Here is a 23,257-nt window from a genome sequence, read left to right on the forward strand (position 1 = left end):
ATGATATCACAGCCAAAATCTGTTCCCGAACTACTTCGGGAAGAAATTCCTGACGTACCTCAAGGTAAACAACCGATTCGTTTGCTGTTGTGTGGCGTTCCCAAAGCGGTAGACAGCATTGTTAATCTGTTGCACGTTTTAGGTTTTGCAGAAGTTGGGGAATGGAGCCCGCCTCTACCATCGCCGATAGCGGGTGAGGTAATTCGGATTTTAACCCGTTACTGGAAAGAGTAATCTTTGAGGGCGATCGCACGAATTGAAAAAGTGCGATCGTCCTTTCTGTCTCATTTAGGGCTTACCCATAAATACCAAAGAAACCGGGTTTTTCACGACAGTTAAAGGCCCGGATGCAGTATTTCCGTAAAAAACCCGGTTTCTGCCTCCAGGAGTACGATCGTCAGAATCTTTTAATTGGCGATCGCCAGCGCATCCAAAAACAATATAACAGAGTCAATCCCAACCAGGCCGACACACAGCAAAACCCAGGAAGCGCAACATCAATATTGGGTGAAGACTGCGCGTTAACTTCAATCAATTGATTAACATAGGGTTGAACAAAATTGTCATGAGCATCTTCTAATGCTTCGCGTTGTTTGATTCTGTCTTCTTGGTCGTTCATAATTCACCTCGTTTTGTGCTTATGAGGTAAATTGTTTTTTTGGGCTTTTGCCCAATCAAGCAAAAACCAAAAATTCTGAAACCCTTGTATAATCGGGGTTAAGCGCTTGGGCAAACCAACTGGTTTGGGCAAACTTGCCCAAGCGACGATGAATTTTATTCAAAAGGTAGCGATGGCACGAAAATACGGGAAAAACGCCACCACAAAAAACAACGTTTTCAAACTGGTTGAGGCCTTACTCGCCCTCGCGGATGAGAAAATTGCCGTGCCGGGGGATAAGCTGAAAGCTACGTTTAACCTGGAATGGGTACAAAATGGAAAGGAGTTGCGGGTATCCGGGAAAATTCAGCAAAAATGCAACAAACAAACCAAAATCGTTGACAAAGGAATCACTAAAGAAGATTTATGGACGTTGGTGGAATGTTTCGGAAAAGCGTTAGAACTCTCTCAACCCAAGGATGAAAAGAATGTCGATAACGCCCAGAGAAGAGGAGAGGCAATCCAAGATGTTTTCGACTGTCTGAAAGACTTAGGTATACTTGTCCTTGAACCTAGTGCAAGAAATCAAGGTTTTTGGAAATTTTCCCTCAAACTATATCATCAAACTAAGCATAAAAAAAATTTAGAAGTAATTGAGAAGCAATGGCAGGATAAAATTGGCTCTGTCACAGTCGAAAAAGCTGAAAATTCGGGAGGTGCAAAAAACTCCCTAAACTGGCAAGAAATCTGTCGCCAAAACCTCGCCCAACAACAGCAACTCACCACCAATCTATTCACCAACGCCAACGGGATGACTCCGCAACTGGATGGGGTTTATGTTCCCTTAGCCATTGTTGAACGCCAAAAACCCAAACCTCAGCCAAGGAATCAGCAGGAAGAAAAGGAAAAAGAAGCAGAAAAACTCATTCCCATTGCGGAAGAACGCTTTTTTGAGGATGTGTTGCGACAAGGGAAAAGCGACATCAGTCAAGGGCGGAAAATTGCGATTATTGGCGAACCGGGTGCGGGGAAAACCACGCGGTTGCAGAAGATTGCCGATTGGATTTTAGAGCAAGAATTGGGGTTGCCGATTTGGATAGATTTAGCTGAATTAGGGGAGCAAGATATCTGTCAGTATTTGGAAAAGGTGTGGTTGTCTCGGTGTCCAGGAGAAGTGACGCGCGGTGATTTAGAGCCGCAAATCGGTCGGGTTTGGTTGTTGCTGGATGGTGTGGATGAAATGACGCACACTCAAGGAATGCAGCAGTTAGCGAAAGATTTGTTAAGGACATGGGTGCAGGCGGCGCGGGTGGTGGTGACTTGTCGGGTGAATGTTTGGGAGGCGGATAAAAATGCTTTTTCGGGGTTTGATGTGTTTCGCAATTTGCAGTTTAATTCGGAACAGGTGACGGAGTATATTCGCCGTTGGTTTGCGGGGATGGGGGATGCTGCGACGGGGGAGAGTTTGGAGTTGGCGTTGGCAGAATCGGAAAATTCCCGTCTCAAGGAGTTGATTCAAAATCCGTTGCGGTTGTGGATGTTGTGTCAAATTTGGAGTTCGAGAAAGGGAATTTTACCGGATACTCAGGCAAAATTATATGCAATTTTTATTAAGTATATCTATCGCTGGAAAGAGCAATTTATCAAAGCCTACGCAAAGCTATGTGGAAAAACTCAGAGTGAGTGTCAGAAACTTTTACATGAAGCGTTAGGAGAATTAGCAAAAGCTGCAATTGATGGCAAATCAGGTCGTTTTCGCTTGTCCTATCAGTTAGTTAGTGAGTATTTAGGAGAACGCAGCGATGAAACTTCTTTATTATCATTGGCGTTATATCTAGGATGGTTGAATCGGGTAGGCATCGATTTTGATGAACCTGAAGAATATGTTTATGCGTTTTATCATGCGACTTTTCAGGAGTATTTTGCGGCGTTGGCGGTGGATGATTGGGATTATTTTTTACCTCGGAATCATGTTGATTTTCCGGTGGTGGGGAAGGAATATCGGATTTTTGAAGTGCAGTGGAAGCAGGTGATTTTGCTGTGGTTGGGGCTGGAGGGTGTGAATCGGAATCAGAAGGAGGAGTTTATTGAGGCATTGATTGGGTTTGATGATGGGTGTGATAAATTTTATCGATATGGAGCCTATTTTTTAGCTGCTGCGGGGATAGGTGAGTTTAAAGATTGTTCGCGGGCTGATGAAATAGTAGCAACAATCATTAAGTGGGGCTGCGGTTATTTCAACATTGAAGAAGAAGAATGGCAGACATTTATATATCCACTTGCAGAGGGAGCAAGAGCAGCACTATTACAGACCAACTATAATATAGCGGTCAACCCACTCATTGATTTACTGAAAACTACTGAAGATGAGAAGGTTCGTAGTAGTGTTGCTGATATTTTGAGTAAAATTGACCCAGGCAACTCAGATGCGATCGCTGCTTTAATCGCAATTCTGTCAACGACTAATGATGATTATACCCGTAGGAGAGTCGCTGATATTTTGGGTAAAATTGCTACAGGCAACCCAGAGGCGATCGCTGCTTTAATCGCACTTCTCTCAGCGACTAATGATCACGATACTCTTACCAAAGTCACTACCAGTTTGAATAAAATTGCCGTAGGCAACCCAGAAGCGATCGCTGCTTTAATCGGGATTTTGTCAGATACTAATGATGATGAGTATACCCGTTGGAGAGTCGCTGACAGTTTGGGTGAAATTGCCGTAGGCAACCCAGAGGTGATCGCTTCTTTAATCGCAATTCTCTCAACAACTAATGATGAGTATACCCGTTGGATAGTCGCTGAGAGTTTGGGTAAAATTGCCGTAGGCAACCCAGAGGCGATCGCTACTTTAACCGCACTTCTCTCAGTGACTAATGATCAGGATACCCGTGCAAAGGTCGCTGAGAGTTTGGGTAAAATTGCCGTAGGCAACCCAGAGACGATCGCTACTTTAACCGCACTTCTCTCAACGACTAATGATCGGGATACCTGTCAAAGTGTTGCTGAGAGTTTGGGTAAAATTGATCCAGGCAACCCAGAGGCGATCGCTACTTTAACCGCACTTCTCTCAGCGACTAATGATCGGGATACCTGTCAAAGTGTTGCTGAGAGTTTGGGTAAAATTGATCCAGGCAACCCAGAGGCGATAGCTGCTTTAATCGGAATTCTCTCAGCTACTACTAATGATGAGTATACCCGTTGGACAGTCGCTTATAGTTTGGGTGAAATTATTGTCACAGGCAATCCAGAGGCGATCGATGCTTTAATCGGAATTTTCTCAACTACTAATGATGAGGATATCTGTCAGAAGGTCGCTAAAATTTTGGGTAAAATTGACCCATGTAACCCAGAGGCGATCGCTGCTTTAATCACAATTCTCTCAACGACTAATGATAAGTCTACCCGTCGGGAAGTCGCTGAAAGTTTGATTGAAATTGATCCAGGGAATCCAGAGGCGATCGCTGCTTTAATCGGAATTCTCTCAGCTACTAATGATTATTACACTCGTTGGGGAGTCGCTAACATTTTGAATAAAATTGTGCAAAATGACCAAATGCCTTCAGTTGTCTCGGCTTTGCAGCAATTTCTGTGCGATCAGACCCATGAAACTAATTTTCACCTCTACGAAAAATGCTTTGAAATCATCGGGAACTGCGCCCAAAATCTGCCTTACCCAACTTTCTATCAAGCATGGCACCATCAACTCACCACACCCCATCCAGAAGTCCCAGAAACAACAGGAGTCGGTTCTACCCCCTTCACCCAAAGCCTCAATTTAGCAGACTTACCCAAAATCCTTGATGCCAGACTTGTAGAAACACAATTAATCGAATCCGTACAGCTAATTTGCATCGACACCAGCAAATTCATCCACACAGATAACCCCGCCCTCGAAATCTACGAACAATTCCTCGACCAAAACTGTCCCCAACGCCCCAACGGCGAACCCGAAACCCTCCCCCAACTCAAATCCTACTGGAATCAACTCCGCCGCCACAGCGACAAACACCCCATCCTCATCTTCTACCAAGACCCCACATCCCCCGCCACCCAAGGTTTTAGCCCTACTTTCCTCGATGCCCTTACCCGCTTCGAGGGTACAATCTGTCTCATCACCGACACACCTCATCCACCCCTGCAAACCTTCTCCCCCCATGACCCCGATTTACTTCAAACTGTCGTAAACTGGCTCAAACGACTTCATCTAGAGTCCTAAGTTTTGACAGTCGGGAGTTACGCATAGATACCAAAGAAACCGGGTTTTTCACTTTAGTTAAAGGTCGGGATGCAGTATTCTCGAAAAAAAACCCGGTTTCTGACCACCCGCAAACCAAAGAAACCAGGTTTTTGGCCGCTTCTACAAGGTGTAGCGAAGTATTCTCGGAAAAAACCCGGTTTCTAGCCACCTGTGCCTCCAGCACTATTAAAGCCATCCTCAATCCAAAAAATTGAGATAAAATATCGACAAGCCCTAAACATAACGAACAATGACTCTAGCCAACTATCAACTTTCCCTAAACTTTGAGCAAATTTTAGCCCTAGTCAAACAACTGCCATATCCCGAAAAATTGCAGTTAAGTCAAGAGCTGGAAAAAGAAGTATTAAACAGTAAATTAACAGCTCTTTTGGAATCATTTAGAACCGATGAGCTTTCTTTAGAAACTATCACCCAAGAAGTAGAAGCAGTCCGAAGCGAAATTCATGCCAGAAAAACCAGCCCTTAAAGTAATTAACTATGATTCCAAACAATATTCATTAATTGTCAGGCTGGAAGCGCAAGCAATTGAGCGATCGCACTCTCTGAATAGTTTCAAAATCGCGATCGTTATGAACTAAAATAAGTTGGTGTTCGATCGCGAGTTGGGCAATGCAGCAGTCGATACTACTTCTAACCGTTAGCCCCTGTCGTTGCAAATCGTAGTAAATCCGAGCAGCCGCTACCCAAGTATTAGGCGTAGACTCGATGTAGTCTTGTTCTTGGAGATAAGTTTCTAATAGTATCCACTCGCGATCGTCTCGGCAACCTTGCAAAAGCTCCATCTGAGTAAATCGGTTCAAAAAAATACTTTCATCATTAATTATTGCTTCCAAGGATTGGCGTACTACACCTGTCCTGTCGCGGAAAACGCTGATCCAGACTGAGGTATCAATCAGAAACATTTCGGTTTTCCCGCAAAGCTTTGTAGTCGTAGTCACTCGAAAATTGAATTTGTCCGCTTAAATCGAGTAAATTCCGCTTTTTACGGGTGCGAATTAATTCTTGCAAAGCAAAGTCAATCAATTCTTTTTCTGTTTTGAAATTGGTTAAGCGAAAGGCTTCTTTAACCAATTCTTCGTTAAGTTCAACGGTGGTTGTCATGGTTAATGGTTGATTTCATTCTCTCATTCATTATGGCATAGCCACACCCAAGCCTTAACCTAACCCAACTTCCCCAACTCACCTCAACCAACCTCAACCAAACTCTCCAACTCCTCTGCATCAACGACACCAAACTCAAACTACCCAGATTCCCGACTTCTCAAAGAAGTCAGGAATTTACAAATCGTTAAATTGTCAAGGCGTTTTATACCCTTATGACTTGGGGGTATAAGTCGATCGCACTTGCAACTCCTTCAACTGCTTCTCATCCACAGCAGACGGCGCATTTGTCAGCAAACAACCCGGCTGCTGCGTCTTCGGAAACGCAATCACATCGATTCACTGTAATGATACTTACAAGCCACGATCGCAATTTCTGGCTCCGTAACTTGGTAAACTAAACGATGTTCGTTATCAATGCGCCCTTACCGGGACACTTAACTCGTATTTCAGAGGTTCAGGTTTTCCCAATCCTTCAAAAGGTGAGCGGTCTATATCTTTAATCAATTCTACAATTTTGCGATAAATCTTTTTGTCTAATTTTGCCCATTCATTAAAATCCGCAAAAGCAGAAGATTCAAAAACAATTCTTCTGCTCATTGCAAATTCTGTAAGTTAAATTCAACTAAATTTTGCCCCTCTTTAACATTTTCAATAGCTTTTAAAAGTCTATTTTTGTTGACTTCGGATTTCAAAAGATATTCGGTTTCATCACACTCAGAAACAATTATTTCAATCTCTTTATCTCCAAAAGTCGCCTTGATTTGTTCTAAAAAATGATGATTGAGTTCGCTGGCTTTTAAACGATAAACTGTTGACATCGTTTTTACCTATTTTCGATTATGCTAATTATAGCGTTTTTAGTCTAAAGACCTGGAATGTAATTAGAGCATACAGTATCAGCCAAAGTTTTGACTCAATCACAGTCCAGGACGCAGAATCGTGTCTGTCATGCTGAACAAAACGCAGTGTAGCGAAGCATCGATTGAGATGCTTCCATTCTCTCAGCATGACACATAGGCTTTGCCTAAGTCCCCATCCGCTTATGACTTCGGCGTATAAGTCGATCGCACTTGCAACTCCTTCAACTGCTTCTCATCCACCGCAGCCGGCGCATTCGTCAGCAAACAACCAGCCTGCTGCGTCTTCGGAAACGCAATCACATCGCGAATCGATTCCTCGCCAGCCAACAGCATCACCAACCGATCCAAACCGTAAGCAATGCCTCCGTGGGGCGGAGTTCCATACTCAAACGCATCCAACAAAAAGCCAAACTTATTGTAAGCTTCCTCCGTCGATAAGCCGATCGCCTCAAACACTTTTTCCTGAACATCCCGCTGATAAATCCGCAGAGAACCGCCGCCGACTTCTGTACCGTTTAACACCAAATCGTAAGCTTGAGCTCTCGCAGTTTTCAAATCATTAATATCGTCAGGATGCGGCGCAGTAAACGGGTGGTGCAAAGCTTCCAAACGCTTCTCATCAGCGTTCCATTCAAACATCGGGAAATCTGTCACCCACAGCAGATTCATCTTGTCTTTGTCTATCAATCCCAATTCATTACCGACAAACAAACGCAATCTATCCAAAGTCTTATTGACAGTTGTCGCGTCAGCCGCTGCAAATAACAACAAATGACCGGGTTGCGCGCCCGTGCGATCGAGCAATTCCTGTTTTTGCGCTTCCGTCAAATTATCCTTAATTGCGCCGATCGTATCAATTTCGCCGTTATCGCGCACCCGAATGTAAGCCAATCCCTTCGCACCGGCTTCGCTGGCTTCCTTAAACAAATCGCCACCCGGTTTAATCCGCACGTTAGAAATCGCATCATTCCCGCCCGGAATCGGCAAAACTTTCACAATTCCGCCCGCAGCAACCGCCCCGGAAAATACCTTAAATCCCGAATCTTTCATCAAATCGGAAACATCAACTAATTCCATACCGAAGCGAGTGTCTGGTTTGTCGCTACCGTAGCGATCCATGGCTTCCGCGTAAGTCAAGCGCGGAAAAGGACGAGGCAATTCTACGCCTTTGACACTTTGGAAAATCTGGGAGACTAAACCTTCGTTTAATTCGATAATTTCTTCTAAAGACATGAAACTCATTTCCATGTCTAATTGTGTAAATTCCGGCTGTCTGTCGGCGCGCAAATCTTCATCGCGGAAACAGCGGGCAATTTGATAATATCTGTCCAAACCCGAAACCATTAACAATTGTTTGAACAACTGCGGCGACTGCGGCAAAGCGTACCAATCGCCCAAATTGACGCGGCTGGGCACTAAATAATCTCTCGCACCTTCAGGAGTCGATCGCGTTAAAATCGGGGTTTCAACTTCAATAAAACCTCCCACATCTTCCAGGTGGCGGCGCATAGCTTTGACAACTTGGTGGCGAAGCTGCAAATTGCGACTCATACGATCGCGCCGCAAGTCCAAATAGCGATATTTCAGCCGCAAATCTTCCCGCACGCTTTCATTTTCCGCCGTCGCCACCTGAAACGGTAACTGTTTGCGAACCGCATTTAACAACTCAATTTCGTCAGCATAAATTTCCACCTCACCCGTAGGCAATTTCGGGTTGAGGGAATCTGCGGGGCGGCCGGTGACTCGCCCGGTAATTTTAAGCACGTATTCGCTGCGTAAAGCCTCAGCCCCGTGATAGGAATCGGGGGTGCGTTCAGGATCGCTGACAATTTGCACGATACCCGATCGATCGCGCACATCCAGAAAAATCACCCCGCCATGATCGCGGCGGCGATCCACCCAGCCGTAAAGGGTGACAGTCTCTCCGATGTGTTCGCTTCGCAGTTCGCCGCAGTAGTAACTTCTCATAATTCGGGGTTGTGGACTAAAAATAAAGCTTTTTAATTATGCAGTATGCCTGAAACTTCTGCTGAATGCAAATGCACCCACGATCGCCATTAGCTTTGGAATTAATTCCAAAGCTAGCTAGCCTAACAACCCGCTGGGAGTTCCCAACCCCCGGCTGGCCCTTCTAGGAATCTCCGCGATCGCTGTGAGACTTGTCAAAAAACGCCGTCAGCGAGTTCCATGCAGACTTAGCCGCATCCGTCAAGCGAGTGCCGATCGACTCAATTTGCTTCACAATAACGTGCCAATTCTTTTCAGCTTCCGTGTGAATATGGTCAACAGCTTGTTCGATGCGATCGCGTTCGATCAATTTATTTTGTTCCACCGCTTCTCGCGCTTGTCGCACAGCTTTCAAATAAGTCTCGCGACTGACTTCGCCGGCCTCTTGAACCTGCGCTTGCGCCCGCGTTTTAATCGCATCTACCACCAGCCAATTTTTCTCAGATTCTTTTTTAATCAGCCTGACTGCTGCTGTGACTCTCTCGTGGGCGAGATCCTTATTTTCTTCGATCGCCCCGGAGGCCTTATTCACAGCTTTTAAATAAGCTTCGCGGGTGAGTTCGCCCGCTGCTTGCACTTCGGCGGTGGCGCGTTTTTTAATTGCTTCAAACAGCGCCGCAGTTTCTGCGATCGCCTCATCAGTCGCGTCGGGCATCTCTTTTTTGACGATCGCCGTCGTTTCGAGAGTTGCCTCTAAAATTGGTTCCTCGGTTACTTTTGGATCTGTCATATCAATCTTCTCCTGTGGTAGTAAACATTTTCAAAAAATCTCACAGTCCCTGGATGCAGACTTTGTAGGTGTAGCGCCCGAAGGAATTGTGGTCTTTTATACCGACTTTGTAGGTTTAGCGCCCGAAGGAATTGTGGCATTTAATAAAAACTAGGCAATTCTTGTTCCAGCTTTATCAATTTTTGTATCCGCGCTTACCTAGTTGGAATGACCTCAGTTTTATTACATTATATCTACTAAAGTTGCTCTCGTGTGTAGGGTACCGCCAAGTTGCAGGTACGGTTTAGCGCACTTAAATTTGTGATAACTCTCTCTACCTCAAAACACACACACTAATAAACTTGGTTTCTCAACACAATAAAACGGGTCACTTTAATAGTTTCACTTTTCCAACTGCAAATCTTCGTTTTCGTCCGTATATAACAAGTGGTGACATCTTTGAGCGTGCAGTAAAGATTGAGGAAATTCGTACTGAGATAAGAGTACCTCTTCGAGCGCAACTTTCATTTGATTGGCGCAGATATGTGGCGGCACTTTGCCCATTCCCGTACCCATGCCGGGAATAGCGATAGTTTCAATGATATGTTTGACTGGCGTTCCATCGGGGACTGAGCCAAATTTTACCAGCGTCAAAATAGCGCGGGTTGCTAGATAAACATTTACTGTTTCTCTTAAAACTGTGGGAACGCGCATAATTGGTGCAGCTATTAAATAGGGAATTTCATCATGATCTGTGTCTAAAACTTCTGCCATTCCTACTAATAGTTCACCGTAATGTCGAGCCTGAATTAGTTTTTGCAAGCGTTGAAGAACCTGCCCTCCAAAATATTCCGAAATTTCTAAATCTAAGCCGTCGTCCATGAAACCAAAACTATTCCCAGGACTAACAATAGCATCGCATTTCACATCAAAGATTGAGCCGTGGTATATCTTGACATTTTCCATATTGCCGCAAGTGCTTTGCCACGCTCTAACTAAGTCATCGTCTAAGGTAGCCAGCACAATTTGCATAAATACTCTCTCTTAATTTTAATTGCGAACAGCTAGAGCGATCGCCAATTTAATCCTACAATACTTTACATAAGTCGGCTGAATTTAAAATTCATCTCGATTTCAACTAGCAAATGTTCAATAGCTACGACATTTTTTGAGCGCACACACCCTTAACCTAATACAGAGAGAGCTTTTAAGCCGGTTGCTACCCTCTCAGGTTTAGGTGTGATGATGTGTACTGCATCGTGTTTTCCGGCTGAGGGGCTAAAGTCTGCAAGCTGTTTCCCTATGTTGTTTTCAGTTTACTCTTTCTCGCTTGAACTCACGTTTAATAAATAATGCTTATGGCGCTCCTATATCGCTGTTCTCAAAAGAACGGTTGAGGATTTAAACAGCGTTTGGTGCGTTTATGCTCGTACATTAGTTTGTCAGCCTTTGCCAGCAATTGTTCTAATAAAACTTCATTGTTTAAATCCCCAAACTCCACACCAAGACTTATTGATATATAAGCTCGCTCGGACTGTTGATTAAAGCGATCTATATTTTCTTGCAGCCGACCATGAAAATTACTAGATGAATCACCCGAAAAGTTAGGAATAAATAAAGCAAATTCATCTCCTCCCAGTCGAGCCACAATATCCGCCTCACGAAAGGTTTGCTTCAATATTTGAGCTGCGTCAACGATTACTCTATCTCCCATTTCGTGTCCTAAAGTGTCGTTAATCTTTTTCAAACCATCTAAATCAGCGAACAAAATAAAATAGGATGTTTGCGTGCGTCGAGCAATTCTTAATTGTTGATTGGCTAGTAAAAAGAAGCCTCGTCGGTTATATAATCCAGTTAATTCATCGGTCACGGATAGCTGCCTTACTTCTGCTTCTGCTCTCAGACGTTCTTGGATTTCGTGTTCTAAACGTTGGTTTTGTTCGAGCAGTTGTTGGCGTTGCTGTTGGATGAGTAATTGATTTTTTACTCGCATCAGCACTTCCTGGTCTTGAAACGGTTTGGTAATATAGTCTACACCACCCAGTTCAAAGGCTAGTACCTTGTTTTCCACTCGTTCAAGCGCACTGATAAAAATAACTGGTATCTGAGCACTGGCTTCCGATGCTTTTAACTTTTGGCAGACTTCGTACCCATTCATCTCCGGCATATTGATGTCAAGTAAAATCAGACTCGGTGGGTCGCGATGAACACCTTGGAGTGCCATTCTGCCGTTGAGCGCTTTACGCACAATATAGCCCTGTGACTCTAGAATTTTGGCTAACAAGCGCAGATTGTCTGGGGTATCATCCACGATGAGAATATTCGTTTGGGCCGCAAGTTTGAATAAAGCTGTCATGGTCTTATTCCTAAATCTGGGTGAGAGTTGCGATCGCTTCAAGCTGAAAGTTATCGACCAGAGATGTCATCGCCGCGATGAAATCTTGTTTCTCCTTGGGAATTTGAGCGATAAGTTCATAAAGCTTATTATCACTAAGATCTAATGCTGCTTCATGAACTTCTGCAATCCACTTGGTTGGCATGGTTTTTAAGTCTGGAGTAAATATCTTTGGTGGCGAAGCTGATGAGTCTGGCGGAAGTTTTTCGGCGTAGCAGTAGCGGACGCCCAAGTGATGAGCTATTTTGTCGAAAAGTGTGTCTTCATTAAACGGCTTGGCAATGTAGTCATCGCAACCGACTTGCAGGCTGGCGATACGATCTTCTTCAAAAGCATAGGCAGTGAGGGCAATGATGCGTGTAATTTGTCTTTTGTTCTGTGACATTTGCCCTGAGTTATCTGCTGATGACCCAGGACTAATGACTAATGACTGTTGCGCTCGAATCTGTCTCGTCGCTTCATAACCATCCATGACAGGCATTTGAATGTCCATCAAAATCAGGTCAGGGTGCCATGTTTGCCAACGAGCGATCGCCTCTACCCCATTTTCCACCGCACACACATCAAAGCCAACTGACTCCAGCAGCGTCACCAGCAGTTGCCGATTTTCTGGAACGTCTTCTACTACTAGAATTCGGTAGATAGGTTGCCCAGGTGCGAGCCCGATAATCCGATCGCTAATTTCAGGTTCCCTTAAATCAACGGACTCTGGTAGTTCCAAAACCACATGGCAGGTAAAAGTCGAGCCTCGATTCAGGGTGCTTCGCACGGTGATATCCCCTCCCATCAGACGCGCAAACTCACGACTGATAGACAGTCCTAAACCTGTTCCCCGACCGTGACGACCGCGATTGGTTTGCATGAAAGCGTCAAAAATTGATTCTAAATCGGAGGGAGAAATGCCAGATCCGGTATCCTCAACTTCGAGACACAGCGTAATAGTTGGTTTAATATCGGGTGGATTAGTGGCGCGATCGCTAATTGTACCGGATGGCATATCATCTGATGAAAAAGCTCGTCCGCGCAGCACGATCGTTCCTGTTGTTGTAAATTTGATCGCGTTCCCCACCAGATTAATCAAGATTTGGCGAAGTTTTGCTTGATCGCCACAGACATAACGGGGGACAGTAGCATCCCACTCGCTGCTCAAATGTAACCCTTTCTCAGGCGCTTTGATGCTGAACATCTCGTTAATAGAACCCAGCAGTCGATGCAGATTAAAACAGCTTGTACTCAGTACCATTTGCCCTGCTTCAATCCTAGACATTTGCAAAACATCGTCGATCAATGTCAGCAAGTGTTCTCCACTACGGGTAATGATCCCTAAATGCTCTTGAAATTCTTCTGCGATATAGGGGCTGCGGTTCATAAGCTGGGTAAATCCCAGAATGGCGTTGAGTGGCGTTCTGAGCTCGTGGCTCATGTTGGCAAGGAACTGGCTTTTGGCACGGTTGGCTATTGCTGCCCTTTCTGCAGCGTGTTCTAGGGCAGCTTGCGAAAATTCTAACACCGCCAGCATGAGGATATGTCTCATTTCGGCGGCAGCTTCTAACTCTGCAATCTCCCACGGATAAGACATCTCCCGCACTGTCTCTTGCCACAGTTCAAAGGATTTGCGGGGACACAGGTGCATTTTTCCAATTTCGTCGATCGACACAGCATCATGTGGATTACCTGCCCAGTTTATAGTTTGAATTTGTTCGGGTCGGAACCAAAGGATATGGTATGACTTTTGTTTGGTGTAGGATAGAAAGATTGAGATTGCTAAAACACCGCTAGCTCGATCTTTGAATTGCTTCGCTTGGGGATACAACTGAGACAAAGAAGCGGTTGCAAACACTCGTTCTTTGTTTTGTTGCAGCAACCACTCCATGAGAGCGCCAACCTCAGCTTCAGATGGTGTTTTACCCACCAATGTCAGACCACCATCGAGCAGAATTGCAGCTCCCTGAGCATGAACTAAATCTAGCAGTTGAGAAGCATTTTCGGTCAATACCTGTTCGATAAAATTAGAATCTCGCCGGAATGCCTGCTGAAGTTGATCCTGAATATTTTTCGCCTGCGATCGGTAAACGTTCAATTCTCGCTCTTGCTGATGTACCAGTTCGATCGAGGCAAATTGTCCTAAAAATTCACAGGTTTTGCGAGTTTCGTAATCTACCAATCGCGGGCTGTAATGGTGACAGGCAATTAATCCCCAGAGGCGGCGATCGTCAATTAACGAAATCGTCAGTGTCCCAGCAACTCCCATATTCTGCAAATATTCAATGTGGTAGGGAGATACTCCCCTTAACACACAAGCACTTAGATCCTGGGGTGTATTGGTTAGGGGATGGTTGGTAGGAATTAGGCGGGCCGGAGTGTAATTGATATTGGGAATTTGGCGTATCCAATTGCGGTAAAACAATTTGCGGGCGGGTACGGGAATATCGATCGCCGGGTAATGCAATCCCAGGTAGCTTTCTAGATAGCTTTCTTTCTCTTCAGCAATCACCACCCCATGCTCATCTGCTTCAAAACGATAGATCATCACGCGATCGAACCCGGTCAGGGCTTTCACTTCTCTAGCAATGGTTTGAGCTAAATCCGAAATATCGATCGCACTGCGAAAGTTGAGGATAACTGCTTGCAGACGCTGATAAAAATTGATTGAACGATCATTTTCAATAGTCAATTGGGGTTCTAGCTCCAGAATCAACTCATCTGGTAGTTGATTCAGTGTGCTTCTAAATGTTTGAATTTTGCCATTTTTTAGAGGTATTTTTATATCAAAAGTATTATGAATGTTGAGTTGTTCTTCATTGAGCTGCCTGACAATTTCTTGTACTCGCTCGCGACCCCATAAATCTGGCAATGGCTGACCTAGCAATTCTTGGGCAGAAATGCCAAAAAACTCTTCTACATTTTCGCTAGCTTGTAAAATATTGAGGCTGTTTCCTTGCATCAATAAAACGATTCCGTGGGGCTGAATATGACCGGGAGCATACACGGATTCTTCAGTGCATTCCTCTAAATTTGTTAAATTTAAAGGAGTAATTTGGGAAGATTGGGTAATTTTATGAGGCATTTTAGAGCAGTAATTATTAATATAAATTAAGGAGGTTTTGTTCAAAAATTACGAATAACTAGATTGTATTCTTGTGTGCTGTTCCTAATTCCATAGTCCTAATCAAACGTTTAACTGCACAACAGCTTATAAATCCAATGGAGGAATTCCACTGGGGAAATTACCTTGAATTAGATTAATGATTTTCTCAAATTGATACTGGTTGGCGAGTTCCGTCAGATGAGTACCGAATTGAGCGAGGTCTGAGGAAAGTTGAGCTACCAGTTCAACGATCGCAACATCATCCCCACATAAAGCAGCATCTTCCAACTGAACCACCCATACTTTTGGTAATGTCGCCAGAAGCGTTGGATCGAGGGAATCTGAAACCCCAGGGGAAACAGAACAGAGGTAAGAAGGAAAACAATCTGTTCCCCGTTCCCCCTTTTCTGTTTCCTCTTCCTCATATACATATTCTAAACTTAGGTATTCCGCCATCTTAAGAAATAGGGTCTGTTCCCGGAAGGGCTTGCTGATGTAGTCGTTGCAGCCAGCAGCTAAGGCGAGGGCGCGATCGCTCTGGGAAGCCTGGGCCGTAAGTGCAATAATGATACTGTTGTGTCCGTCTTCCATTGCCCGAATTTGCTTCGTAGCCTCGTATCCATCTAACACGGGCATCCGAATGTCCATCCAGGTTAGGTCGGGTTGCCATTGTTGCCAAATCTGCACCGCTTGCTGTCCGTTGGTAGCTTCTTTTACCTCTAATCCTAATTGTGTCAGTAATCTGACCATTAGCAAGCGATTTTCTGCTTGATCGTCAACCACCAAAATGCGATGCTCCAGTTGACTCGGAGCCAGCCCAATCACGAGGCGGTTATTCTCTTCGGGTGTAACGTTAACTCCACTGATGGGGCTGACGGGAAGGGTAAAGGTGAAGGTACTCCCCTGTCCCACAGTGCTGCTGACAGAAATTTTTCCGCCCATGAGTTCCAACAATTTGCGGCTGATGGTTAGACCTAACCCGGTACCGCCGATCGATCGCTTCCCAGCTTGGGCTTGCACAAACGCATCGAAGATAGTATTGAGTTCGACCGATGCAATCCCTACACCTGTGTCAGCGACTACAAACTGGAGAATCGGCCGAGGTGTGGTTAATGCCCCTGTACCGTCCGCCTTAATGCTGACTTGCAAACTAATGCTTCCCCGATCGGTAAATTTGATGGCATTACTCAGCAGATTGAGCAAAACTTGGCGCAGTTTTTGAGCATCGGCAATAATAAATTGGGGAACTTCTGGCGCAATCTCGAAACAAAGGTCAAGTCCTTTAGAACTTGCTCGTTCCCCCAACATATTTCGGAGGGAATGCAGCAGCGAAATTAAGTCAAATCCGCTTTCTTCCACTGTGAAGTGTCCCGATTCAATTTTGGAAAGATCTAACACATCATTAATCAAACTCAAGAGGTGTTCCCCACTCCGCCGAATTGTTTGCAGGTCTTCTTTTTGCTTGCAAGTTAAAGAGGGGTCATGGGTCATCACCTGGGCAAATCCTAGAATTACGTTGAGAGGAGTGCGTAATTCATGGCTCATATTGGCTAGGAAGGTACTTTTTGCCAAGTTCGCGGCTTCTGCTGCTTCCATTGCGTGCAGCAGTGCCAGTTCTTTCCGTTTGCGATTGCTGATGTCTTTGTGCGTTCCAATCATTCGTAAAGGCTTACCATCTTCATTGTAGGCAACGACTTTCCCGTAGTTAGCGATCCACTTCCACTCACCTGACTTGCAACGCACACGATAGTCAAAGGCATACTTAACTGAGCTATCTTGCAAGTGACTATTCAGAGACTCCAAAACCCAGAATTTATCATCAGGATGAATGATCTGGTTCCAGACGTTCACATCCATCACCAATTCACCCGGCTTGTAACCCAGCATTTCCTGGTAGTAGGAATTAATGTAAACTTCTCCAGTTTCAATTTTCCAATCCCATAGTCCATCTCCAGAGGCTTCTAGTGCCAGCATTAAGCGTTCCTCACTCCGTTGTAAAGCGGTTTCCGCTTGATGCTGTCGCGTCACATCGATCGCCACACCACCTACTAGCATTTGCCCTGATAAGTCGGGGATGAGAAATTTGTAAACCAGAAACTCACCCAGGGTTCCATCTCGACGGGACGCAATCTCAATCGTTTCCATTAGCTCGTTGGTTTGAGCAACCGTTTGGATATTGTCTAAAAATTGTTGGGCAATGGCGACGGGGTAAAGTTCAAAAATCGATTTTCCAATCAGATCCTCAGTGGGTAACTCGAAGGTATTGAGATAAGTCTGGCTGGCATAGAGCATTACACCATTTCCATCGGTAATCCAGGCAGGGGCAGGGCTGTGATTCATAAAGGCTTGGAAGCGAGTTTCACTCTCTCGGAGTGCGTGTTCTGCTTGTTGGCGTTCCGCTTCGTTCCGTTTGCGATCGCTGATATCCCGGCAAATACAGAAGTGCATCATCTGACCTTCTAATTCCACCCGGCTCCAGCTAATTTCCACGTCATACTCCGAACCATCCTTACGCCGATGTCGCGTCTCAAACAGAGGAAGATTTTTCTCTTTTGTTAACATAACTTGTAGTTCTTCCTTCGTCCATTGAGCATCCCAATCAAAGACATTAAGATTCATGGTTTCTTCCAGGGTGTAGCCCAGCATCCGCGCAAAACTCGGGCTAAAATCGACTATGTTTCCGAGCCGATCCATGATAACAACACCGTCCAGGGAAGTGTTGAAAAAGCCTTTACTTCGCCGAAGTTCCTGTTCGAGTGCAACTTCGGCTTTTTTGCGATCGCTAATATCTTTCATGAAGCAGTAATGCCCCAAAAATTGCTGCTGTTCGTCGTAAGTTGAAATCATCACCATTTGTTTGTAAAAAACCGAACCGTCTTTACGAATTCCTTTCATTTCAACTTCCACTCTGCCCTCTTTCACCATCGGCCAATAGAGGGTAATCAGTTTTTTCAATTCGTCGGGATGTATCGTATTTTCCCAGGACATCCCGATCATTTCTTCTGGCTGATAGCCTGTCATGTCAGCATAAGCTTTATTCACATAGAGATAACGCCCTTGTATATCCAGTTTGGAAATGCCGGACACCGCATTTTTCATCACCTCACTCATTTCTCTAAGCTCTGCTTCTGCGTGTTTGCGATCGGTGATATCTTCTGAAAAACAAAGTAGGTACTGGGGGTGATGCTGCTCGTCGTAAATGGGAATCTTCACAGTATGCAGCCAACGTTGACCCAGACTATGACTGTCAATAACTTCTTCGAGAATATCCTCAGTTTTACCTTTCTCAAAGGCTTCTCTATCCTTTTGGTCAAAAAATATAGCCTGTTCTATTGGGAAAAAATCATAACAGCTTTTGCCGATCGCTTGTTCGGATGAGATGCCAAATAACCGTTCGCTGGTTTTATTCCAAAACTGAAATAGGCCAAATCGTTTAGGCTCTGCGTCCTTAACAAAAATTGCCACCGGTAGATGATCCAACAGTGCTTGTAAGAAATTGCGAGTTGTTTGGATTTCCTGCTCTACTTTTTTGCGCTTAGTAATATCAATAAAGGTAACTACAACTTGTGTAATTTGACCGTTTTTATCGATCTCGGGGTAGGCATTAACTAATACCCAAACACAACTATCAATGTCTTTTTTAATTCCTAAGAGATAATTTTTCCGGGAACTTCCAGTGGATAAAACCTGATTGACCGGATATTCCTGTAGGGGCAGAACGCTGCCATCTTCCCGCACAAAATGCCAGGCCGGAGATATCGCGGTTTTTCCCAGCATTTGATCCATTGAAAGCCCTAGTAATTCACCCGCCGTTTCATTACATAATTGGATGCTGGTATCTGTCGCATGAATCACAAAACCCGCATTTAAGTTATCGATCAATTGCCGATATCTGGCTTCGCTTACCTGTAAAGCAACTTCAGCTTGCTTGCGCTCCGTAATGTCGCTGTGAGAGCCAGCCATCCGAATTACCTTACCTGCATTATCCCAAAGTGCCTGACCGCGATCGAGAATCCATTTGTAGGAACCATCTTTGCAGCGAATACGATGTTCTGTGAGATAGAAAGGAGTTTTCTTGGCAAAATGGTCTTGAACGGCTTGCATTACCCATCCCAAATCATCGGGATGTACCCGATTTCTCCATTCATCTACACTATTTTGAATTTCCTTCTCTTCATAGCCCAAGATTTCCTTCGAGCGACTAGAGAAGAAGACTTCGTTGGTTTGAACATTCCAATCCCAAATGCCGTCGTTATTACCGCGTACAGCCAGTTCCCAGCGTTCTTCACTTTGACGTAGTGCTGCTTCTGCTTGTTTGCGGTCAGCAATATTCCGAGCAATCTTTGAGGCTCCAATGATATTCCCTGTTTCATCTTTAATGGGGGAGACACTCATCGAGACATCGATTAATGTTCCATCTTTCCTCAGCCTCTTTGTATCGTAGTGTTCGATGCGTTCTCCTCGCTGGATTTTGGTGAGAACTTCGTTTTCCTCATCTCGATAGTCTGCGGGAATCAGTTTGGTCCCTGATTGCCCTACTATTTCGACGGCTGTATAGCCAAAAATTGTTTCTGCTCCTACATTCCAACTTGTAACTACACCCTCTAAATCTTTACTGAGAATGGCATCTTCCGAGGATTCAACGATTGCAGCTAGTCGAGCGATCGCCATTTCTGCCTGTTGTCGCTGGTGAATTTCCCATTGCAACTGGCGATTGGCTTTTTTGAATTTATCGACTTCGGAATAACTAACTTGTGCGAGATACACGACCAACATAAGCAACCCAACTAAAATTAAGCCACCTATTAACACAACTATTGGCAAATAAAAGTTTCTTTCTAGTAACTCTAAAGTTGGATAAACATCTATTCGCCAGTCTACACTATAGGCTTTCACTACAACTGTTTTAGGCTGTAAATAGTGAGATAAAATCTCTTGACCGTAGATCAAATTTGTGCCAGCATAGATAGCCACCTTGTACCCGTGTGACACTTTTAAAATACTGTCAAATAGAGTTTTAAACTGAAAAACTCCGACAATAAACCCCTCAAATTGATTACCTACAAATAAAGGAAAAGTTGCTAGAAACCCTTCACCCCCTTGAACAAGTGAAATATTGCGACTTAAGATAGGTTGACGCAAATCACGAGCTACTTGCAAAGTAATTTTGCAACGCAGTTCCCGATTAAAATCTAGGTTTTGCGCTGCCTCATTCCCTGCCAGGGGCGCAACCCATCGCACTTTAAATGATGGATCGACTAATGCGATCGCCTGATAACCGTAGAAATCCTTTACATAAGCCTCAGCATCGGCTTCCCAAAGAGCCTTTGGTGTACCGCCATTAGCTTCCCAGCGATTCGCCATTTGACGAAGTGTCAACACCCGAATTGATAATCCTTCGCTCAGTTGGGACTGAATCGCATTGGCTTCCTGCTGAATTAACTGCTCGATGTGGATTTGTCCGTTGATGGTTAGCTGTTGCCACGTAAATAAAACAGCAACAGAGGCCACCACACCCAGCAAAAGAGGTAGCAATCGTTTAAGTGGTGTTTGGCCTAAACTTATAATTACGTTGCGTCGAGGGATTACCATAAATTAAGCGATAGATGAATAGAGCTTTCTTCAATCTTTTGGGATATACTTGGGTAATTTAATGATGCAATAAAACTAAGGTTTTACCTGAAAGCCAGTTAATAATAAAGCCATCTATAAACTTTATACCCCCTAAGTTGAGCTGTTAAATTGCATCGGTAAAGAATGTTGTTTCTTAACCCCTAGCCCTTTAACTATATTTATATAGGGCGATGAGCTAGATCTGTTCAGATTGTAAATAGGTATTGTTTGCCAACATTGGCGACAAAACCAGTAGATTTGATGCTGGCCAACGTGACGCAGCATTTGATTCGAGCAGCAGGGGCAGTGGGTCATACAGAGCTATTTTTATAACTAAGGGTATTTCACTCTTGTTGCAAAGTGCTGTAAGTTCGCTTGAAGCAACCATAACAAGACCCTAGAGAAAAAAATAAATATTTGGTAAATAATATAAAAGGGTTAAGAAAAAGATACAAATTTAAACATTCCGTAATAAAAGTAAGAGCGCCAAGAATGTTTATCCCACAAGAGGCACATTGTTACACACCTTGTAATGTCACCTCTGTTTTTTGAGAATTCTACACTATTCGGAGGCAATTTATGAAGGTATCACGGGCCGACAGTCGGGTGTAAAAGATGCGGTATGCGGCACAACCGATGCCTTCGCTAGCGACAGGATGCTGTTAGTCCCAGAAGCGCTGAGACAGGGTGTAACTCAAAGCCAATATTCTATTATACAGCAGCAGCCTTTAACCTGCATTTCCTACGGCATAATCTTGCCAGTAAGCGACACTGAATGGAAAGAAACAGTCAATAATTTTATTCGCAATCAAAGTTCGACGAACCTGTTGGAAAAAGTGAGCGGGCGCAATTCTCCTTTCCTACCAATGAGTGTCGCCGATGGAGATAAATGTATTTAATACCCACTCGGCTAAGGTGCTTCGCGCGCACCCGATGGAGAGGGGTAATACTAAATCCGCGTTAAAAACCTTTTGCTCCGACTCGACGATGGAAATCGCTCAAAAGTCCAACTTTCGTCCTCGCTGAGAGCGACTAAGAAACAAAGGGGTATTTAAGCCGGATTTCATATAAGCTGCGGATATTGTCAGGGCAAGTGCGATGACCACTGCAACCAGTGGCGTCAATAGGCTCTAAACTGGATTCAGGAAGGCGCGCAGCACAGGTTTAGGAGGGTCATCAGTGACAACAGAAAAAAATTATCAATCGTCTTCTCTACCCACCTACGCGCGAAAAGAACTCCGGGAATTAGTTCGATCGCAGTTAAGGGCCCTGTTGGAAGAAGGAGACTTTAAAGGAGCAAAAGCGATTTTGCACCCGGTGCAGGAAGCAGACATAGCTGAAGCTATCGAAGGCCTGCCAGAAACCATGCAAGTAATAGCTTTCCGCTTGCTTTCCAAAGACGAAGCCATCGCAGTTTACGAATATCTCGACTCCAGCGTTCAGCAGTCCCTCTGCGAAAAATTCAAACGCCAAGAAGTCATTGATATTGTAGACAAAATGTCCCCGGACGATCGAGCTAAACTGTTTGACGAACTGCCGGCAATATTAGTCCGTCGCCTGTTGGGTGAATTGAGCCCGACGGAACGGGAAGCTACGGCTCAACTTTTGGGTTACGAAGCCAGTACCGCCGGTCGGATCATGACCCCGGAATATATTTCTCTGAAAGAAAGCTTTACCGTCGCCCAAGCTTTAGACCGAATTCGCTCTTTGGCTAGAACTACCGAAACAATTTATTCTCTTTACGTCACCGACGCCGGACGCAGCTTGACTGGCATTTTATCCTTGCGGGATTTAGTCACTTCGCCCCTCGACAAAACTGTCGGCGAAATTATGACCCGCGACGTAGTTTCTGTTCAAACAGGAACGGATCAAGAAGAAGTAGCTAGGCTGATCCAGCGTTACGATTTTTTAGCTGTGCCCGTTGTAGACCGCGAACAGCGGCTGGTCGGCATCATTACAGTTGACGACGCGATCGACATCTTAGAACAAGAAGCAGCCAAAGATATTTATACCTTGGGCGGCGTCCAGTCCGGCGGCGACAATTATTTTCAGACCGATTTAATTACCGTTGCTCGCAAAAGAGTCGTGTGGCTGTTTGTTCTGCTTTTAACTAATACTGTCACCGGCGCAATTATTAGAGCTCAAGAAGATATTTTGAACCAAGTAGTCGCCTTAGCAGCCTTTATTCCCTTGCTGACTGGCACTGGAGGCAATGTCGGAGCTCAGTCCTCAACTGTTGTAATTCGCGGTTTGAACACTGACGAAATTACAGCAATGGGCCCGTTTCAAGTAATTGTTCGGGAGGGGATGGCGGGAGCGCTGCTAGGAGGTATATTGGGGACTGTAGCGACGGGCTGGGCTTATACTCTGCAAGGGAGTTTAGCAGTGGCACTCGCGGTGGGAGTGAGTTTGTTTGCGATCGCAATTTTAGCTTCTATTGCCGGTTCAGCTCTGCCGTTTCTATTTCGTTCTTTGGGTTTAGACCCCGCTTTAATGTCTGCTCCCTTTATTACCACCGCAGTTGATGTCCTCGGGGTCTTGATTTATTTCACTTTAGCTCGACTAATTTTGCAGCTTTAATATATTTAATTACATGGCTGTCAATAAAAAACTTAATTGGTT

Annotated in this window: 17 protein-coding genes; 5 read left to right on the plus strand and 12 right to left on the minus strand. The window is 44.6% G+C overall.

The features are described 5' to 3' along the window. Window positions 1–234, plus strand: a complete 234-nt coding sequence (locus QUA47_RS14620; protein ID WP_190663608.1) for a hypothetical protein — start codon at window positions 1–3, stop codon at window positions 232–234. A 163-nt stretch (window positions 235–397) separates the two neighbouring features. On the opposite strand, the gene QUA47_RS14625 is transcribed toward QUA47_RS14620, so the two are convergent. After that, window positions 398–619 (minus strand): hypothetical protein, encoded by a 222-nt coding sequence (locus QUA47_RS14625; protein ID WP_333431258.1) that lies wholly within the window; start codon window positions 617–619, stop codon window positions 398–400. 106 nt (window positions 620–725) lie between these two features. Here QUA47_RS14625 and QUA47_RS14630 point away from each other — a divergent pair, with 106 nt between their 5' ends. Next, window positions 726–4,817 carry a HEAT repeat domain-containing protein gene (locus QUA47_RS14630; protein WP_333431259.1) on the plus strand — a complete coding sequence of 1,364 codons (4,092 nt, stop codon included), beginning with the start codon at window positions 726–728 and terminating at the stop codon, window positions 4,815–4,817. Window positions 4,818–5,088: 271 nt separating this feature from the next. Further along, window positions 5,089–5,325: a type II toxin-antitoxin system VapB15 family antitoxin gene (vap15, locus tag QUA47_RS14635; RefSeq protein ID WP_190655710.1), complete on the plus strand. Its 237-nt coding sequence runs from the start codon at window positions 5,089–5,091 to the stop codon at window positions 5,323–5,325. A gap of 31 nt (window positions 5,326–5,356) precedes the next feature. On the opposite strand, the gene vapC is transcribed toward vap15, so the two are convergent. The 11 genes from vapC to QUA47_RS14690 all read right to left on the minus strand — a co-directional run bounded on the left by vapC (window position 5,357) and on the right by QUA47_RS14690 (window position 20,614). Next, entirely contained in the window at window positions 5,357–5,761 is a 405-nt protein-coding gene (vapC, locus tag QUA47_RS14640) for a type II toxin-antitoxin system VapC family toxin (RefSeq protein WP_333431260.1), read from the minus strand. Beyond that, a complete protein-coding gene (locus QUA47_RS14645) occupies window positions 5,748–5,960 on the minus strand; it encodes a type II toxin-antitoxin system VapB family antitoxin (RefSeq protein WP_333431261.1) in 213 nt (70 codons plus the stop codon). Before QUA47_RS14645 ends, vapC begins: the two co-directional genes overlap by 14 nt. 329 nt (window positions 5,961–6,289) lie before the next feature. Beyond that, window positions 6,290–6,379 carry a type II toxin-antitoxin system YoeB family toxin gene (locus QUA47_RS14650; RefSeq protein ID WP_333431291.1) on the minus strand — a complete coding sequence of 30 codons (90 nt, stop codon included), beginning with the start codon at window positions 6,377–6,379 and terminating at the stop codon, window positions 6,290–6,292. Then, window positions 6,375–6,560, minus strand: coding sequence for a type II toxin-antitoxin system YoeB family toxin (locus QUA47_RS14655; protein WP_333431262.1), 186 nt, complete (start codon window positions 6,558–6,560; stop codon window positions 6,375–6,377). Before QUA47_RS14655 ends, QUA47_RS14650 begins: the two co-directional genes overlap by 5 nt. After that, complete coding sequence (locus QUA47_RS14660) at window positions 6,557–6,781, minus strand: hypothetical protein (RefSeq protein ID WP_333431263.1); 225 nt, start codon at window positions 6,779–6,781, stop codon at window positions 6,557–6,559. The genes QUA47_RS14655 and QUA47_RS14660 overlap by 4 nt, the downstream gene beginning before the upstream one ends. Before the next feature lie 222 nt (window positions 6,782–7,003). Then, window positions 7,004–8,791, minus strand: a complete 1,788-nt coding sequence (aspS, locus tag QUA47_RS14665) for an aspartate--tRNA ligase (RefSeq protein WP_333431264.1) — start codon at window positions 8,789–8,791, stop codon at window positions 7,004–7,006. Between the two features lie 163 nt (window positions 8,792–8,954). Then, window positions 8,955–9,560: a hypothetical protein gene (locus tag QUA47_RS14670; protein WP_333431265.1), complete on the minus strand. Its 606-nt coding sequence runs from the start codon at window positions 9,558–9,560 to the stop codon at window positions 8,955–8,957. A 381-nt stretch (window positions 9,561–9,941) separates the two neighbouring features. Continuing rightward, on the minus strand, window positions 9,942–10,571 hold the full coding sequence (locus QUA47_RS14675) for a macro domain-containing protein (protein WP_333431266.1): 630 nt from the start codon (window positions 10,569–10,571) through the stop codon (window positions 9,942–9,944). 349 nt (window positions 10,572–10,920) lie between these two features. Then, a complete protein-coding gene (locus tag QUA47_RS14680; RefSeq protein WP_333431267.1) occupies window positions 10,921–11,895 on the minus strand; it encodes a diguanylate cyclase in 975 nt (324 codons plus the stop codon). Window positions 11,896–11,905: 10 nt separating this feature from the next. After that, entirely contained in the window at window positions 11,906–15,001 is a 3,096-nt protein-coding gene (locus QUA47_RS14685) for a response regulator (protein WP_333431268.1), read from the minus strand. Between the two features lie 126 nt (window positions 15,002–15,127). Beyond that, the gene (locus tag QUA47_RS14690; protein WP_333431269.1) at window positions 15,128–20,614 is read right to left on the minus strand and encodes a PAS domain S-box protein; all 5,487 of its coding nucleotides are present in this window, start codon (window positions 20,612–20,614) and stop codon (window positions 15,128–15,130) included. A 569-nt stretch (window positions 20,615–21,183) separates the two neighbouring features. On the opposite strand from QUA47_RS14690, the gene QUA47_RS14695 reads away from it, so the two are divergent. Together QUA47_RS14695 and mgtE are read left to right on the plus strand one after the other, a co-directional pair. Beyond that, window positions 21,184–21,534, plus strand: a complete 351-nt coding sequence (locus QUA47_RS14695) for a hypothetical protein (RefSeq protein WP_333431270.1) — start codon at window positions 21,184–21,186, stop codon at window positions 21,532–21,534. Window positions 21,535–21,814: 280 nt separating this feature from the next. Then, window positions 21,815–23,215 carry a magnesium transporter gene (mgtE, locus tag QUA47_RS14700; RefSeq protein ID WP_190655688.1) on the plus strand — a complete coding sequence of 467 codons (1,401 nt, stop codon included), beginning with the start codon at window positions 21,815–21,817 and terminating at the stop codon, window positions 23,213–23,215. The last annotated feature ends 42 nt before the right edge of the window (window positions 23,216–23,257 follow it).

Source organism: Microcoleus sp. MON2_D5, assembly GCF_036701905.1.
In the GTDB taxonomy this organism is placed as follows: domain Bacteria; phylum Cyanobacteriota; class Cyanobacteriia; order Cyanobacteriales; family Microcoleaceae; genus Microcoleus.

Coding starts and splice junctions, on each gene's coding strand:
- QUA47_RS14670 (WP_333431265.1), bottom strand. CDS start 9,560: ATGACAGATCCAAAAGTAACCGAGGAACCAATTTTAGAGGCAACTCTC.
- QUA47_RS14645 (WP_333431261.1), bottom strand. CDS start 5,960: ATGACAACCACCGTTGAACTTAACGAAGAATTGGTTAAAGAAGCCTTT.
- QUA47_RS14620 (WP_190663608.1), top strand. CDS start 1: ATGATATCACAGCCAAAATCTGTTCCCGAACTACTTCGGGAAGAAATT.
- aspS (WP_333431264.1), bottom strand. CDS start 8,791: ATGAGAAGTTACTACTGCGGCGAACTGCGAAGCGAACACATCGGAGAG.
- QUA47_RS14675 (WP_333431266.1), bottom strand. CDS start 10,571: ATGCAAATTGTGCTGGCTACCTTAGACGATGACTTAGTTAGAGCGTGG.
- vapC (WP_333431260.1), bottom strand. CDS start 5,761: ATGTTTCTGATTGATACCTCAGTCTGGATCAGCGTTTTCCGCGACAGG.
- QUA47_RS14655 (WP_333431262.1), bottom strand. CDS start 6,560: ATGAGCAGAAGAATTGTTTTTGAATCTTCTGCTTTTGCGGATTTTAAT.
- QUA47_RS14660 (WP_333431263.1), bottom strand. CDS start 6,781: ATGTCAACAGTTTATCGTTTAAAAGCCAGCGAACTCAATCATCATTTT.
- QUA47_RS14690 (WP_333431269.1), bottom strand. CDS start 20,614: ATGGTAATCCCTCGACGCAACGTAATTATAAGTTTAGGCCAAACACCA.
- QUA47_RS14680 (WP_333431267.1), bottom strand. CDS start 11,895: ATGACAGCTTTATTCAAACTTGCGGCCCAAACGAATATTCTCATCGTG.
- vap15 (WP_190655710.1), top strand. CDS start 5,089: ATGACTCTAGCCAACTATCAACTTTCCCTAAACTTTGAGCAAATTTTA.
- QUA47_RS14625 (WP_333431258.1), bottom strand. CDS start 619: ATGAACGACCAAGAAGACAGAATCAAACAACGCGAAGCATTAGAAGAT.
- QUA47_RS14685 (WP_333431268.1), bottom strand. CDS start 15,001: ATGCCTCATAAAATTACCCAATCTTCCCAAATTACTCCTTTAAATTTA.